This window comes from Sphingomonas sp. NPDC019816 (genome assembly GCF_050274375.1).
In the GTDB taxonomy this organism is placed as follows: domain Bacteria; phylum Pseudomonadota; class Alphaproteobacteria; order Sphingomonadales; family Sphingomonadaceae; genus Sphingomonas.
Window position 1 is genome coordinate 1 of record NZ_JBNNOB010000009.1, and the last position, 16,619, is coordinate 16,619.

General features: G+C 69.6%; 7 protein-coding genes and 1 pseudogene. All 8 read left to right on the top strand.

Annotated features, from left to right (window positions below; all coding sequences use genetic code 11):
* Positions 1-637, top strand: a pseudogene (locus ACQKJZ_RS02500) (hypothetical protein); the annotation flags it as partial.
* Positions 634-1,545, top strand: coding sequence for a DUF58 domain-containing protein (locus ACQKJZ_RS02505; RefSeq protein ID WP_427729853.1), 912 nt, complete (start codon positions 634-636; stop codon positions 1,543-1,545). The pseudogene ACQKJZ_RS02500 and the gene ACQKJZ_RS02505, both read left to right, overlap by 4 nt.
* On the top strand, positions 1,542-3,140 hold the full coding sequence (locus ACQKJZ_RS02510) for a hypothetical protein (protein ID WP_427729854.1): 1,599 nt from the start codon (positions 1,542-1,544) through the stop codon (positions 3,138-3,140). The genes ACQKJZ_RS02505 and ACQKJZ_RS02510 overlap by 4 nt, the downstream gene beginning before the upstream one ends.
* Positions 3,141-3,153: 13 nt before the next feature.
* Positions 3,154-5,604 (top strand): VWA domain-containing protein, encoded by a 2,451-nt coding sequence (locus ACQKJZ_RS02515; protein ID WP_427729855.1) that lies wholly within the window; start codon positions 3,154-3,156, stop codon positions 5,602-5,604.
* On the top strand, positions 5,601-11,063 hold the full coding sequence (locus ACQKJZ_RS02520) for a hypothetical protein (protein ID WP_427729856.1): 5,463 nt from the start codon (positions 5,601-5,603) through the stop codon (positions 11,061-11,063). The genes ACQKJZ_RS02515 and ACQKJZ_RS02520 overlap by 4 nt, the downstream gene beginning before the upstream one ends.
* 23 nt (positions 11,064-11,086) lie before the next feature.
* The gene (locus ACQKJZ_RS02525) at positions 11,087-12,490 is read left to right on the top strand and encodes a sensor histidine kinase (RefSeq protein WP_312488560.1); all 1,404 of its coding nucleotides are present in this window, start codon (positions 11,087-11,089) and stop codon (positions 12,488-12,490) included.
* A gap of 220 nt (positions 12,491-12,710) precedes the next feature.
* Positions 12,711-15,830 (top strand): TonB-dependent receptor domain-containing protein, encoded by a 3,120-nt coding sequence (locus ACQKJZ_RS02530; RefSeq protein ID WP_427729857.1) that lies wholly within the window; start codon positions 12,711-12,713, stop codon positions 15,828-15,830.
* A 75-nt stretch (positions 15,831-15,905) separates the two neighbouring features.
* Entirely contained in the window at positions 15,906-16,580 is a 675-nt protein-coding gene (locus ACQKJZ_RS02535) for a response regulator transcription factor (RefSeq protein WP_312488556.1), read from the top strand.
* The last annotated feature ends 39 nt before the right edge of the window (positions 16,581-16,619 follow it).

The following is a 16,619-nucleotide window of genomic DNA, read 5'->3' on the forward strand; positions in this document are numbered from 1 at the left end:
GGCCGCGTCGGGGACCGGGCGGGCGGGGGGCCGCGAGGCCGCCGGGGCCATGGGCAAGGCGGACGGCGCGCAACAGCCAGGCCGGGGCACGGGCGAGCAGCGCGAGGGGGATGCGAAGCCGTCCGGTGACGTTCAGGCGACCGCGCCCGAAAGCCGCGCCACGCCGCCACAGGGCGCGCAGAACAGCGCGGCGGCGGGTCTGTCCGCGCCGGCCGGCGCGCCGCCCGCCCCGCGCAATCCGGGGGGGAACCAGGATCAACAGCCGTCCGGCGCGCGCAACCGGCAACAGTCGGGCCAGCAATCGCAAGGGTCGGGCAGTTCGGGGCGCGCCAGCAACAATGGGCAACAGGGATCCAATCGCGGCGACGGGCAGGAAGGGGTGAAGCGTGCACGCGGATCGTCCGCGTTGATGCTCGCGGTGCCCATGGAGGACCGGGTGATCGGGACGGTCAATGCCGGCGCGGTCAGCAGCACGACCCGCAACGCGCCGCCGCGCGCCATGGCATCGGGCATGGTCGCCGCCCAGTCGCGCGGCGTGGGGCGGGGACCGGGCGCGACCGTGGCCGAACGGAACCGCAGCGCGCAGGAGGATCGTCTACTCGAACGCTATTTCGCCCGGCCGGGAGTGGAACGATGAGCCCGTCCGCCGCGCCCGGCTTCGACGAACTGTTCGACCCCGTCTTCCTGGAACGGGTGAATGCCCTGACGCTGCGCATCGCGGCGGCGCAAAAGGGCGGCCGCCTCGCCGATCAGCGAACGGCGGCGCGCGGGCAGGGATCGGACTTCGCCGACTTCAAACCCTATGTCGCGGGCGACGATCTGCGCGCGATCGACTGGAACATCTATCGTCGGCTCGGCAAGGCGTTCGTCCGGGTGTTCGAGGAGCGGCAGGACCTGCCGGTCTATATCCTGCTGGACGTATCGCACAGCATGTTCGTCGAGAGCCCGCCGCGCATCGGCCCCGCGATGCGAAGTGTGCTGGCGCTCGCCGCCGCCGCGCTGGGGCAGCATGACGCGGTCAGCCTGATGACGGTGGGGGGCGATATGGGCACCGCCATGCGGAACGTGTCGGGCAAGGGCGGCATCGCGCGTGTCGCACGGGCGTTGGCGGACCAGACGGCGGCGGGGCGGACAGGATTGGCGGCGGCGGTGGGGAAGCTGGCGACGATGCGCTTGCGCCGGGGGCTGGTGATCCTGGTCTCCGACTTCTTCGACGATGACGGGGTGGACGGCGTGCTGGAGGCGCTGGAGACGTTGCCGCACCGGCTGTTGCTGGTACAGATGACCCGCGCCTGGGATGCCGACCCGACATTGCTCCCCGACCTGGACGGCGATCTGGTGATCGAGGATGGCGAGCATGACGGCGCGAGCGTGACGGTGACGCCCGACCTGATCGAGCGATATCGCGTCGCCTATCGCGATTTCGCCGACAGCCTCGATGCCTTCGCGCGGCGGCGCGGCGCCACGCTGATCCGCATGGACGCCGATGCCGACGTGCTCGACCAGCTGATGCCGATGCTGGCCAAGGGGAATGTGCTGCCATGAGCTTCACCCAGTTCGGCTGGCCGGTGACGCTGGCGGGCATGGTCGCGCTCGCGGGGATCGTTTTCCTGCTGCAGCGGCTTCGCGCCCGGCGTCGGGTGCTGCGGCTGCCCACGGCGGGCCTGTGGGCGCAGGCGATGCGCGACGCGCCGGTGCGTGTGCTGGGCGGCCGGTTCCGCTATTGGCTGGCCTATCTGCTGATCCTTGCGATCGCGCTGCTGCTGTGGATCGCGGCGGCGCATCCGCAATGGTCCCCGAGCCCGGCGGAGGGTGGCATGCAGCGCTTCTATCTCGACAATTCGGCGCTCCTGACAGCGGGCGGCGACCTCGCGGCTGCCAAGCGGGCATTGCTTGCCGATGTGCGGGCCACCCCGGCCGATCGCCGGGAGGTGATCCTGGGCGATGCGGTCGGCACCCGCCTGCTCGCGCCGGGGGAGAGCGTGTCCCTGCTGTCACGGCGGCTGGACATGGTGTCGGCCGAACCCAGGCCCTCGGATTTCAGGACCTGGATGCAAGGGGCGAGCACGGCCACGATACGCTATTACGGCGCTTGGGGCGCGGCGCGGGCGGTGCCCCGGTCGGCGGCGCTGCGTTACGGCTATCTGGCCGATCCGGTGCCCGGTAATCGCGGCATCGTCGCACTTGGGGTGACCCCGGCGGCGTCGGGCCAGGTCGGCAAGGCGGACCTGCTGGTCACGGTGGCAGCGGCCGATGCCCCGGCGCCGACCATGGCGGACCTGCGCTGGACGGTCGATGGGCGCGGCTTCACGCCGGCACGGATCGAGGCGCTGGGCGGCGGTCGCTATATCGCGCGCGATATCGACGCGGCCGGCGGCGTGGTCGGCGTGACGCTGCGCCGGGGCGATGGCTTCACCGCGGATGACCAGGCCGCGATCCGTGTGCCGGACCGCCGCCCGATCGGGATCGCGCTGCTGGACGGTACGCCGCCCGCCATCCGGGCGGCGGTGGCGGCGGACCCGTCGCTGACGGTGGTTCCGGCGGCGAAGGCCCGACTGGTCGTCGGGGACGCCCGTTCGACCGAAGGAGCGGGGCGGCCCGCGCTCGTTCTGTCCGACGCGGCGGCGCAGGCCTTTACCTTCGCCGGGCCAGACGAAGCCGAACGCGGCGCGGTCGCGACGCGTCTGGATACGCTGGGGCTGGCCCAGCTCGATGCCGGGGCGCTGGCCGACGCGCTGCGCCGCCCGGTCGGCGTGGACGTCCGCGATGCGCCGCAGCGCCGGGTCACGGCCTGGCGCGCGATGTTCGCCCCGCCCTCGCCGTTCATACAGAGCCCCGCCATGCCGATCTTCGTCAGCCGCAGTCTCCATTGGCTCGCGGGCCGGCAGCCATGGCGTTCCGTCGTCCAGGCGGCGGGGGATAACGACCCGCTGGCGGCGCCGACGGACAAGAACGAAATCCCCCCATCGCTGACCGATCGCGCCACCACGCTGGCCGCCGCAGACACGAGCGCGCGCCCGGCGGTGACGCATGGCGGCGGCGTGTGGCCGTCCGACCTGCCGTTCGTGCTGTTGCTGCTCACGGCGGGCGCGCTGCTCGGCGTCGAGTGGTGGCTGGTGCAGCGGCGCGCAATTCCTTGAGGGCCGGACGGACGTGAGCATCACCTTTCTCTATCCGACTGCCGCCTGGCTGTTCCTGCTCGTCCCGCCGCTGCTCTGGTGGCCGATGCGGACGCGGCCGCGCTGGGGGCAGGCGGCGTTGCGGGCGGCGGTATTCGCCTGCCTGATCCTGGCGATGATGCAGCCCAGTCTGGTGCGGCGCGCCGGTGCGGGGCGTCAGGTCTATATCCTGGACCAGCGTGCCGTTCTGGGGACGGCGGGGCAGGCGGCGGCGCGGCGTGCGCTGGGCCGGGTGATGGCGACCGCGCCCCGCGATGCCAGGTCGGTGGTGATCCAGCTGGGTGGGACCAGCCAGGGACGCCGCATCATATCGGACGGATCGCTGTCGCACGCGCTGCGCGCAGCGGCGGACGCGATCCCGCTCGGCTCAGGCGGCGCGGTGACGGTAATCGGCAACGGCCTGTCGACCGACAGCCATTGGCAAGACGGGATTGCCGCGCTGATCGCGCGCCGGATCCCCGTCAACAGCGTCGCGGTTCCCGCAGCCCCGCGTGCCGCGTTCATCGCGGACGTGCGGATGGCACCGGCGCGGGCGGGCGAGACCCTGCGCGCCGATGTCGTGGTGGAGGGCGATGGTGGGCCCCACAGCCTCGCCGTGTTCAGCGGCGGCCGGCGGCTGGCCGGCGGCAGTCCCTTCACAGTGGAGGGGGAAGCCCATGTCCCGCTGGACATTCCCACCGATCGCGCCGGGTTCCTGCCGCTTCGCGTCGAACTCGACGGAGACGGGGGCTTCGAGACGCTGGCGGCGATCCAGGCGCCACGCCGTCTTCTGTATCTGGGCGAGCGGCAACAGGGCGCCGCGGCGCGGCTCCAGCAACTGCTCGGCCGCAGCTTCATCGTCGACCAGCGCGCGCCCGCCACGCTGTCGGGCGGGGTCGATCCGGCGCGTTGGCCGGTGGTGATGGTCGACGACCTGCCCGCCGCGCAGCTGCCGGCGCTGGTCCAGCAGCGTCTGAACCGCGCGGTGGCGCGCGACGGGACCGGCCTGTTCGTGTCGGGCGGCATGGCGGCGTTCGGGGCGGGGGGCTATGCCGGGACGCCGCTGGGCGCCGCGCTGCCGGTCACCGCGCGCGCGCAGGACAAGCAGATCCGCCCCAGCGTCGCGCTGGCGATCGTGATCGACAGTTCGGGGTCGATGCAGGGCGATCGGCTCGACCTCGCCAAGCAGGTCGCGCGCCAGACGGTGCGCAAGCTGAACGGCAATGACTGGGTCGGCGTGGTCGAGTTCTATGGCGCGCGCCAATGGTCGGTGCCGATGCATCACGCGACCGACCTGCCCGATGTCGAGCGCGCGATCGGCCGGATGCAGGCGCAGGGGGCCAGCGTCCTGTTCCCCGCGCTACAGGAGGCGTTCTACGGGCTGAAGGACCTCGACGCGCGCTACAAGCACATCTTGGTCATCTCGGATGGCGGGGTGGCCGAGGACCGGTACCAGCAGCTGTTGCGCCATATCGCGGAGAACCGGATCAACGTCTCGACCGTCGCGGTCGGCGGGCAGGTCGATGACGAGAAGAGCATGGCCGATTGGGCCCGGGTGGGACGCGGCCGCTTCTATTCGGTGCCCGACGAATTCAATCTGGTCGAGATCGATTTCAAGCAGCCGCAGACCCGGCCCGATCCCGGTTATCGCAGCGGCCGGGTGGCGGTACGTCGGCAGGCGCCGGCGGGCTGGTCGGACGGCGCCCGGTTGAGCGCACCGCCGCCGCTGTCGGGTTATGTCCAGACGCGCGCGCGGGCGGAGGCCGAGACGCTGTTGCGCACCGATGGCGGCGACCCGATCGTGTCGAGCTGGCCCGTGGGCAGCGGCCGCGTCACGGCGATGATGACCGAGCCGCTGGGCGTGGGCACGGCGAGCTGGCGCGGTTGGTCGGATTATGGGCGCTGGCTGGCGCGGCTGCTGGCGGTGACCGCGCGGACTCAGGCCGATCTGGCGGTCGACACGACCCGTCGCTTCGACCGGCTGACCGTCACCGTACGGCGTTCCGGCGCCGACAGTGTCGGTGGCGGGGTGCCCACGATCATGCTGGTCGATGCCGATGGCCGGCCGCTGCGCCGTATCCGGGATGTCGAGGAACGCGCGCCGGGCCTGTTTAAGGCCGACATCGCCTGGCCGGGCGGGGCGGTCGCGCGCGTCGAGGTGCGCGACGGCCACGATGTCGCACGCGCTGCCGACCCCGCTCATTCCGACGTTCGGCCGGTCGATGCGATGGCGGACTTCATGGCGCTGCCACTGGCCACGCTGTCGACGCGCACCGGGGGATGGCATCGCGACGATCCCGCCGTCGCAACAGGGGTGGTGCAGCGGATCGGCGGCCTGCGCGCCATCGACCTCTGGCCGTGGCTCGCGCTGGTCGCGCTGGCGCTCTATCTGTTCGACATTGGCTATCGGCGCTGGCCCACGCGCCGCACCGCAGGAATACGATGATCCGCTTCTCCCCCCGCCGGGCGGCCTTGCGACCGCTGTTTCTCGCGCTCACGCTGTCGACCAGCCTGACCTGTCCATCCTGGGCGCGGGCGCAGGCGGGTGAAGACCTGTCCGCATTGGTGACGGCGAACCGCACGGATGCGGCGGCGGCGGACCGGCTGTACCGCGCGAGCGTGCGGCGCGGCGAACTGGCATCCGTCCTGACCCGGCTGGAGGCGCTGACGCGGAGCGGATCGCCGGCGGCGCGTGCGGCGGCGGGACGGCTGCGCGCCGAACTGCTCTGGCAGGACGGGGACCGGGATTGTGCGCTGGCGGCGGTCGATGCGGCGCTGGCGGCCGAGGCGGGGGCGGACGGCTATCGCCTGAAGGCCGAACTGCTCGACGCGTTGGGCCGAGTGGTCGAGGCGGTTCCGCTTTATCGCCGGGCGGTCGCGCTGGAACGCGACTCTTTGATCCAGCAGCGGATCGCGCTGCGCCTCGCGATCATCGATGCCGTTCGTCGCCCCGACACGCTCCTGGACTATGCCAAGGGCACGCCCGTCGCCGAGCGGCGTCGCCTGGCGGATATTCTCGCATTGCTGGGCCGACCCAAGGCGGCGCTCGGCCTGGCGGGGGCGGGTGGCAGCGTGGCGGACCGGTTGACGACGGCGCAATGGGCGCTGGCGGCGGGGGAGGCGGGGCCGGCCCGCGATGCTGCCAAGGCCGCGCTGGCCGCCGCGACCAGTCCCGACGACCGCCGTTACGCGCTGGCGCTGGTGGTCGAGGCGTATCGCGATGCCGGCGATCTGGCCGGTGCGCTCGCCTTTCTCGACACCCTGCCCGCCAGCGAGCCGGTGGCGAACGCCAGGGTCGACCTGCTGCTGGAGATGGGGCGGATCCGGCCCGCCATCACGGCGATCGAGCAATCGAAAAGTCCCGACCTGCGCCGCCGCCTGACGGGTGTACTCGACCTGTCGGGCGACCGGGTGGCGGCGCAGGCGGAATATCGTCGCCTGATCGCCGCCGATCCGCATCAGGTCGACCTCTATGCCCGGCTCGCCGCGCTCTATCTGACGCAAGGTGACGAGGCGCAGGCGCTGTCGGTCTGGCGACAGCTGTTCGCCGCCAATCGCGGGCGCGCCGAGGTGCTGACGGCGGGGGCGCGCGCGATGATCGGCATGGGCCTTCAGGATCAGGCGGTCGCGATGCTGGCGGGCAGCGCCGGCGATCCGGCGGTGGCGACGGCGACGCATCTGTTCCTGTTCGAGACCTATCTCGATCGCGGCGACGTCGCCGGGGCGCTGGGCGAATTGCAGGCGGTCGAGCGGGGTGACACGGGCGGGCTGCTGCTGGCCGATGTCGCCGATGGCTATGAACGGCTGGGGCGGCCCGCACAGGCGCTGGCGCTGTTGAAGCGACTGGAGGTGAAGGGGTCGTCCGGCTACGATATCCGCGCCCGCATCGCGCAGCTGGCCGCCGAGGCGGGAGACGACGACGAGGCGCTGGCCCGCTGGCGCGCGCTTTGGGCGGATACCACGCTGCCGGCGCGCCGCAACGTCATCGAGCGGCAGATCGTCGCGCTCGCCACGCGGATGAACCGGCTGGAGCCGATCGCGCGCGAGATCAGCGCGCGGCTGGACGCGGGCACGATCCGCCCCGGCGAGATCGACCTGCTGGTCGCGCTGCGGCTGGCGCAGAACAGGCCCGATGCCGCGGCCGAGGCGGTTCGCCGTTTCGCCACGCGCAGCGGCCAGGGCGAGGTGGCGGCCCTGAACCAGCTGGCACAGCTTTATGCGCGGGTGCGCGACTATGACCGGCTGGACGCGACGCTGTCCCGTTTGATCGCGCTCGACCCCGGCAATCGCGATGCGCATGTCCGCCAGCTGATCCTCACCCGGCTGCGGCATGACGATGGCACTGACTCGGCCGCGCAGCGTCAGCAGGAGCTGGACCGGTTGATGGCGCAGCTCACCGATGCAAGCGGTGCGGACGCTTATGCATTCAAGGCGACGGTCTATGCGCAGGCCGATCTCGACGATCAGGCGATCCGACAATTGCGCGAAGGGCTGGCGGCGCGACCCGACGACCCGGATGCGCTGTCGCGGCTGGCGACCGAGCTCCGGCGCCAGCGGCGGCGCGGCGCGGCGATCGGCCTGTTGCAATATGCCGCCGAGCATGGCGATGGGCGCGCGTTCGTGCCGGCCATCGATGCGGTGATCGACATGGCCTCTGGCGCGGCGGATGACGAGGCGGGCGCCGACGGCGTGCTCGACTGGGCCAGGCGGCGGGTGCTGGAACGGATCGCGCAGGACGGCGCGACGCCCCGGCTGCTCGGCCTGTTGTCGGATATCGCGGCGGCGGATGCCGATCTCGACCTTCAGATCCGCGCCACCGAGGCGACCGTGCCGGGGGCGGGCGAGCAGCGCGGTTTCGTGCTTCGCGAACTGGCGACGCTGAGCGGTGGGGGCGCCAATGACGGCGGATCGGTGGAGATCATCGGCGATCCGCGTCGCAAGCTGATCTATGCCCGGCGTCTGCTGGCGCTCGGCAAATCCTTCCCGCCCGATCTCTACGCCGATCTGGCCCGTACCCTGCTGACGCAAGGCGACGAGGCGGGGGCCGAGCGCGCCTTTGCGATGATGAACGGTTTGGGCGGGCTGGTGAATGTCGACGAGGCGAAGGGCGATGCCTATGCCGCCGCCGGCCGTCCGGCCCAGGCGCTGACCAACTATGCCCGCGCGCTGTTGCAGGACCAGTCCAATTTCGACCTGCTGGTCAAGACCGCGATCCTGCAGGAACGTGCGGGCGAGGATGCGCTGGCCCGGGGCTGGTATTGGCGGGGGCTGCGCACGCTCCTCGCCCGCCAGCCGCTGACCCCGATGCGTGAGCGCGACGAGCGCGGGCTGGACGTGCGCCGTTATTACCCGACGATGGTCGAGGGGCTGTTGCTCAACTGGCCCGCCGAGGCGAGCGCCGCCGAGCCGATGCTGACCGATCTGGCGCGGCGTTTCACCACCGAGATGGCGCGGGTCGATGCCGCCAGCCCCGGTGCGCTGGCGGATCATCCCCGCCTGGCGCTGCTGGTCGATCTGGGCCACCGTATCGTGGATGCCGGATATGGCGGCGCGGCGCTGGCGGGGTGGGACGCAACGCTCGACAGTCGCTTCGCCGGCGATCCGGCCTATCGGCGCGACGCGATGCTCCGCCGTCACCTGACGGGGCGTGGTGGAGAGGCGCTGGCCGCCGCGCCCGACTGGCCCTGGGCGGCGTTGCGGGTGCAGGCGGGCGATACCGGTAATGACGAGCTTGCGCTGGTGCTGGCCCTGTCGCGCGGCGACCGGGCGGCGGCGCAGGCCGTGCTGGGCGCGGCGCTGGCGGTCGAGGAAAAAGCGCGTAGCACGCCGGAGGCCGGCTTCCGACGACCGCTCTATCTGTTGTTGCTCAGCGACGCGCTCGACATGCTGCCGCCCGATCGCTTCCGCGAATGGGTGCTGGCGCCGCTTCAGGCGTCGCCGGCGCGCGACGGCATCCTGTTCGACCTGTTCCGCGCCGCGCCCGATCGTTACGCAAGGCTGGAGAAGGTGGCGGGTGCGCCTTTATTGTCGCCCGACGCGCTGGTGCGGCTGACGATCGCCCAGGGCAACCGGCCCATGGGCATCAGCCTGACCGTATCGCGGCGGCGGGGCGGCGGCGGCATGGAATGGCTCGATCAGTTTTCGGCCGATCAGCTCATCACGCTTTACGACGGGCTGGTCGCCCAGCTGGTTCGGGGCGATGGGGATTCGGGACTGAGCGACCTGGCGCTCACCGGTCTGCTCCGCCGTCCGCTGGACGCCGCGCAGAAGGCGCGACTGACCGCCGTGCTGGACCGCGACATCGCGGTCGTCCGCGATCCTCGGGCGCGCAGCGGTGCGCCACTGGCGGCGCGACTGCTCCAGTTCGAGGCGCTTCCCGCCAATCGCGACGTCGTGCTGGGCGCGGCGAGGGCCGTCGCGGCACGCTATGCCGACAGCGCCGCGCTGCCGGTCGTGCTCGACCGCTGGTATGCCGGGGACAAGCGACAGGCGTTCGTCCAACTCGCGACCATGGGCGAGGCGATGCGAGCCAACGGGCAGCAGACGCCCTGGCTGGACCGCGCCATCGCCAGCCACTTCCCCGATGTCCATCGTCAGCAGATCGAGGCGTTCCTGGCCGATCCGAACCCCGACCCGAAGACGGCCGTCGAGGTCTATCAACGGTTCGCGGTTCAGGACGGCCAGACCACGCCCGACCAGCGGCTGGCGCTGACCAAGCGGATGATCGCCCTCGATCCGACCAACCCGGCCTATCGCGAACGCCTGCTGGCACTGTATGTCGACAAGGCGGACTGGGGGGCGCTCGCCCCCGCGCTCGCAGACTATGTCGCGGGGCATCCCGACGACCGGTCTAGCGCGACGATGCTGGCGATGGTGTATCGCCTGCTCGGCCAGGCGGAACAGGCGAACGCGGTGGCGACGGCGGCGCAGGTCGATCCCGACGATCCCGACTGGCTGGTCGCACTGCTCAATCGCGCGCGCGCGATGCGGGGGCGCGGCGGGGGTGGCGGCACGGCCGGGCTGTTCGCCACGGTCTATGACGCGTATCTGCGCCATGATCCGTCGCGCCCCGCGCTGGTCGCGGTCGAGGCGCGGCAGGGGCGCGGCACCGCGCCGGTCAGGACGGGCGACGACGCCACGCTCGCTCCGCTGCTGACCCCCGCCAAGGGCGACACCGCCCCGCCGCCCCGGATCATGCGGGCGCTGTGGCGTCATTCCAACGCGATCGCCACCGAAGGCGATACCGGGCGGGGACGCCGTGCGCTCGTCTATACGCTGGCGGCGGCGACCAAGGGGCAGGGCGCGGCCGCCGCGCTGCTGGCCGAGCCCGCGATGACCGCCGAGCTGCGGCTGTATCCCGGCGTCATGGCGCCAGAGGGGCAGGCCCGGCAGCAGACGCTCTACGACGTGATCGCCTATGGCCCGGCCCGGCGCGGCGAGGGCGCGGCGCGGGCCCAGGCCCTGCTGGCCGATCTGCGCGCGGACAAGGCCGATGCCGATCAGGTGCTGCGCCTGCTGGCGCTCGCCGATCGTACCGATGCCCGGCTGTCCGCCGAGGATGGCACGGCGCTAGACGCGCGGCTGCGCCGGATGCCGGTGATGGCGGCGGAAGGGCGGATCGTGGCGGCCCGTGTCTATGCGCGCGGCGGGCTGTTGCCCCAGGCGGAGGCGATGCTGGCCGCCGGCTTCGTCCAGATGCTCTATCCGGCCGGACCGCTCGACGCCGTCGATGATCTGTCGGACGCGATGGCGCGGATGGTGGCGGCGATCCGGCTCTGGCCGGATGCGAACGAACAGCGGCGCGTCCATGCGATGCTTGCGCAAATCCTGGAAAAGCGGAAGCTGGGGCCGAACGGGGGCGATCTGCCGCCGCTGCCCCCGCTTGAGGGGGGCACGGCGCGCTGAGGCGGGGGACGACGGGGGTGGGCATGGTGCGGCGCGTCTGGAACTGGCGAAAGTCGATGTTCGCGCAGATGCTCGTGCTGACGTCGATCTTCCTGGGATGGGGGCTCTATGCCTTCGTGATCCGGCCCCTGGGCGATATGCCGGTGCAGGTCGAGGTGGCGCCGCCGCTGCAAGCCACAGAGGCCGAGGTGCGCAGCGTGCTGGCGCAGTTCATGATCGCGGTGCGGGACGATCCGTCCGACGTGTCGGACATCACCCGCGACGACTTCATCCGCGAGGTCGAGGCGCGCAACCCCGAATTCCGCTTCCATGTCCAGGTTGGCGAGCGGCACTTCGGCAACGGGCCATCGGTGTTCTTCCGTCGGTTCGGGTTCGCCGCGCTGGAGCGGGTCCACCGCGCGCTGGCCGATCCCGACATCTGCACACAGGGCGAGAAGATCATCGATGGCCGGAATGGCGATGGCTACGCCTCGTTCCGCATGTGCCGGGAAGTGACCTATTTCGAATATCACGGCCTGCGCCGCCCGGTAATCATCGAGTCCTCCCAATCCCTCGGTGGCGCGCGCGGCCGGTGGCTATGGGCGTTCAGCGGCAATTTCCTATTGGCGGCGGGCGGGGTGTTCCTGATCTTCGCGGTGATCTTCTCGCTGCACATGTGGTCGATCCGCCGCGTGGCCCGGCTGGCCCGCTCGATCGATCCGCAGCGGCTGGACGCGCTGCTCCCCGAAAAGGGCGTCGCCAACGAGATCCTGCCACTGGTTCGCGCGGTCAACCACCTGATCGGGCAGGTCGACACCGCGCAGCGACGTGCGACCTTCTTCCTGTCGGCGGCGGCGCATGAGATGCGCACCCCCCTGACCGTGTTGCGCACCCGCCTGGAATTGATGGAGGAGGGCAGGCAGAAGGACAAGCTCGTCGGCGACGTGCGGCGGCTGACCCGCTTGGTCAACCAGTTGCTGACCCTGATGAGCATCGGCAATCGCCGCGACGTGACGGGCTTCACCGATCTGGTCGCGTCCGCCGCCAAGGTCATCAAGGGGCGCGCCATCATGGCCGATCAGGGCGACGTCACCCTGATCCTGGACAGCGTGACGGAGGCGTTCGAGATTCCGGGCGACGCCACCCTCATCGAATCGGCCATCGCCAATCTGGTCGACAATGCGGTGTCCTTCGCGCCCCCAGGCACGTCGGTGCGGGTGGCGATCGACGCGGACGGGCGGATCACGGTGCGCGATCATGGCCCGGGCTTTGGCGATATCGAGCCCGAAACGCTGTTCGAACCGTTCGCCCGGCCGGTTTCCGCGCGGCGCGGCTATGGCCTGGGGCTGGCGATCGTCGCGGCGATCGTCCGGCTTCACGGTGGTACGATGACGGCGCGCAACGTCGAGGACGGCGGTGCGGAATTCGCCATGACGTTCGTGTCATAAGGGCCTTTTGGCGCATTGCCGGCCGATTATGGAACAGACTATTTCGCATGTGCGGCATGACGCGATATTTGAATTCGCATTCTGCAAGGTTGGTGCAAGCCTCGTCACGCACCTTGTGCCTGTCATAGAGCAGCGTCTCGTGATGCGGGTGACCGGGCGATAGACCCCGGCCCCGCCGCTCCGAACGCTGGCGATCATAGTATCTATGGGGGGTACGATCATGAAGAAGTCAGCCTTTTTGGGCGCGTGTTCGCTCATCGCCTATTTCGTCACCGCCGGCACCGCGGTCGCACAGCAGGTGCCGTCTCCATCGCCGAAGCCCGACCAGGTCGATCCCCTGACGGGTGTCGTCCCGGTCCCGCAGAACAGCGATGCCGCCGACGAGGAGCAGGCGCGCAAGAATGTCGAGCGGAGCGATGCGCCGGCCGCCCGGGCCGGCGATGCCGAGGCGCGGGCCGATGAGGCCGAACTGCGCCGCTATCAGACACCGGTCATCGCCAAGACCAAGGGCAGCGACGACATCCTGGTCACCGGCAGCCGCCTGCGCGACGGCGACCAGACGACGCGGCTGACGGTCATCGACGCCAAGGAGATCCGCGATCGCGGCGTCACCACCGTCGAGGAACTGATCCGCACCCTGCCGCAGAACGTCGCGACGATCGGCGCCATCACCAACAGCCGGGGGCGGGGGCCCTTGTCGACGACCGCCGGGCCGGGGGGCTCCAGCATCATTTCCGATGTCGGCGGGCTGGGCGTGTCGGCCGCCAATCTGGGCGGCGTGGGCGCGGGCAATACGCTGATCCTGGTCAACGGACGCCGGATCGCGGGCGCGGCGGGTATCGAGCAGGGCTATGCCAACCTCAACGGCATCCCGCTGAACGCGATCGAGCGGGTCGAGATCAGCAATGGCGGTCAGGCGGCGATCTATGGTGCCGATGCCATGGGCGGCGTCATCAACTTCATCCTGAAGAAGAATTACGTCGGGACCACCATCTCGGCGTCGCGCAAGGAGACCAGCTCGGGCGCGCGCGACACGCGGATCAGCCTGTATACCGGCCGCGCCTGGGGCAGCGGCAGCGCGTCGGCCAGCCTGGAATTCGGCGCGATCGAGCCGATCGTGAACGCCAAGACCGGTTATGTGACCAACAACTATTCTTCGCGATATGGCGGCAACAGCTTCTATGACCGCCGCAATTTCGCCACGGGCACCCAGCCGGCCAATGCGGTCCAGCCGGCGATCTACGACCCGGTCACCTTCGATCTCATCAAGCCGCAGACCGGGTTGACCGTGCCCAAGGGCTTTGTTGGCGCCCCCAAGCGATCCGACCTGATCGAGGTCGGCCTGGCCGGTGCGCGCGACTATGTGGCGGAATTCGCCGGGCCGCGCACCCGTTCGGTCAGCGCCACCGTGACCTTCGACCAGAAGATCACCGACCGCCTGCGCGTTTTCGGTACCGGCCTGTATTCACGGTCGCGTAATTCGCAGACCAACGCCGTCTTCGGCGGTATCGGAATCGATCTGGCACCGGGCCAATATTACAATCCGTTCCCGGCCTTCGGCCTCAGCCAGTTCTCCTGGGCGAGCCGCGTCAATTATTTCCCGGAGGCCGAACTGGCCGATGGTTCGCTGGTCGCCGGCGACGTTCGCAACACGTCGGTCAACTGGAACGTCAATGGCGGGGTGGGTTACGACTTCGGCAAGGCCGCGAAGCTTCAGCTGATCTACACCAAGTCCGAGAGCACGACCGAGGGACGGGGGCAGCAGCTGGGGCTGGCGGGCATCAGCTTCAACCGCGATACCAAGTCGCCGACCGGCTATTCCTGCTATAATTTCCAGCTGGCCAACAACCGTATTCCCGCCAACCGGCTGGAGGCCTATAAGGCGGCGGTCGCGCGCCAGTGTCTGGCCCTGTCGAGCAGCGATCCCAACATCGCCTTCAATCCGTGGAAAAGCACCACGAACGGCGGCGGCTCTCCAATATCCGATTTCTTCTATCCCTATGTGGTCGATGACCTCGGCAACAAGCTCGACAATGTCGAGGCGCGGCTGAACGGCGAATTGATCGCGTTGCCCGGGGGATCGCTGACCTATGCGGCGGGTGCGGAATATTCGCGCAACAGCATCAAGAACGAAGCGATCAGCAATATCGCCGGCCCGAACCCCGGATCCGACCGCTACGCCTTTTTCGGCGAGGTCAACCTGCCGATCCTGGGGCGCGGTTATGATCTGCCGCTCGCCAAGCGCTTGCTGTTCAACATCGCGCTGCGCCGCGACGTGACGAGCAGCACCGGCGCCATCGGCACGGTCAACAACGTGCCGGTCGATCGCGGCGGCGAGATCATCTACGGCAAGAACGAGTTCGCGCGCACCACGCCGGCCTGGGGCGTGCTGTGGTCGCCAACCAACACGATCGACATTCGCGCCAAGTTCACGCGCGGGTTCAAGGCGCCGCCGCCCACCCAGTTGTTCGCCTTGACCGGCACGCAAACGTTCCAGACGGTCATCGCCGGTGACCCGCTCTACACCTGCACGACGGATTGCCTTCGCGGACGACCCGGCTCCTATGTCGTGCCTTTGGTACAGGGTGCCAATCCCGACCTGCGGCCCGAAACCTCGCGCCAGCAGATTTTCAGCGCGACGTGGCAGCCCACCGGGTTCCTGTCGGGTCTGAACCTGGCCGTCACGTATAACCGCAACCGCATCCGCAATCAGTTCGCGACGACGCGCGAACTGGGCTATTATCTGCCCTATCTCGATATCCTGAAGCTGCAGCAATTCTATCCGCGCGCCGCCAATGGCAAGGTGACGCAGTTCAACAATTTCCGCTACAACATCATCGGGTCCAATTATGAATCCATGACGTATGAAGCGAGCTACCTGTTCTCGACGGACATCGGCACTTTCCAGCCCAAGATCGTCTATCTCGACAATATGGTCGCCGAGACGACGGGCCTGACCGACACGCAGAAGCTCGACCAGCGCGGTCGTATCCTGGGCGTCGACAAGTACAAGATCGTCGGCTCGCTCCAGTGGAATGTCGGCACGGTCAGCACGAATGTCTTCGTCTATCATACCCCCAGCTACCTCAACGATTACTTCTCGGACTTTGCCGCCGGCGTTCAGCTGAACCCCGATCTGATCACCCGCGTCGCGCCGCTGACCACGGTCGACCTGTCGGTGTCGTGGGTGGTGTCGAAGAACCTCAACCTCCAACTGGCGGGCCGCAACATCCTGAAGGCGCAGGCGCCGTTCACGGTGGTCGATTACCTGCCCTATGATACCGCACGCTATAATATCGAGGGACGCAGCGTGGTCCTGACCGCGCGCATGACCTTCTGAGGCCATGGGGTCTGCGACCGCATCACGGCGTCGTCGACCTCGCTTCCGCTCATCCGGTCGTATAGGCTGGCCGCGATGAGATTGCTGTTGGTAGAAGATGACGGCGACGTGGCCGAGACCCTGACCGCTTATCTGGAGCGGCAGGGTTTCGTCGTCGACCGGGCCGATACGCTGGCGGTGGCGCAGGACGCGCTGCTCGACAATGAATTCGACCTGGTGTTGCTGGACCGGTTGCTGCCCGATGGCGACGGCGTCTCGCTGATCGGCTATGCCGAGGCGAAGAAGCGACCGCAGCGCTTTCTGCTCCTGTCCGCCCTGGCCGGGATCGATGACAAGGTGACCGGGCTAGAACTGGGCGCGCACGACTATATCGCCAAGCCGTTCGAGCCGCGCGAACTGGTGGCGCGCATACGCGTCGCGCTCCGGCACGACCTGCACAAGACGCGCGAGATGCGCCGTTTCGGTCCCATCCTGCACGATGTCGAAGGTGGGGGCTTCTTCGTCAACGACGCGCCGATGTCGCTGCGTCGGTCGGAGGCCCTCGTCCTCGCCGCGCTGATGATGCGGGACGGGGCGCTGGTCCGCCGCGAGACGCTGGAGGCGCGCGTCTATGGCTATGACAAGTTCGTCAACGGCAACTCGCTGGAATCGATCATTTCCCGGTTACGCAAGGCGCTGGCGACCAAGACCGGCACGGTGAAGATCCTGTCGGTACGCGGTGTCGGCTATCAACTGGTCGAGGGCGACTGACATGCAAGGCTGGTGCAAGCCGGACGTGTCACCTTGCGC

Coding starts and splice junctions, on each gene's coding strand:
- ACQKJZ_RS02505 (WP_427729853.1), top strand. CDS start 634: ATGAGCCCGTCCGCCGCGCCCGGCTTCGACGAACTGTTCGACCCCGTC.
- ACQKJZ_RS02525 (WP_312488560.1), top strand. CDS start 11,087: ATGGTGCGGCGCGTCTGGAACTGGCGAAAGTCGATGTTCGCGCAGATG.
- ACQKJZ_RS02535 (WP_312488556.1), top strand. CDS start 15,906: ATGAGATTGCTGTTGGTAGAAGATGACGGCGACGTGGCCGAGACCCTG.
- ACQKJZ_RS02520 (WP_427729856.1), top strand. CDS start 5,601: ATGATCCGCTTCTCCCCCCGCCGGGCGGCCTTGCGACCGCTGTTTCTC.
- ACQKJZ_RS02510 (WP_427729854.1), top strand. CDS start 1,542: ATGAGCTTCACCCAGTTCGGCTGGCCGGTGACGCTGGCGGGCATGGTC.
- ACQKJZ_RS02530 (WP_427729857.1), top strand. CDS start 12,711: ATGAAGAAGTCAGCCTTTTTGGGCGCGTGTTCGCTCATCGCCTATTTC.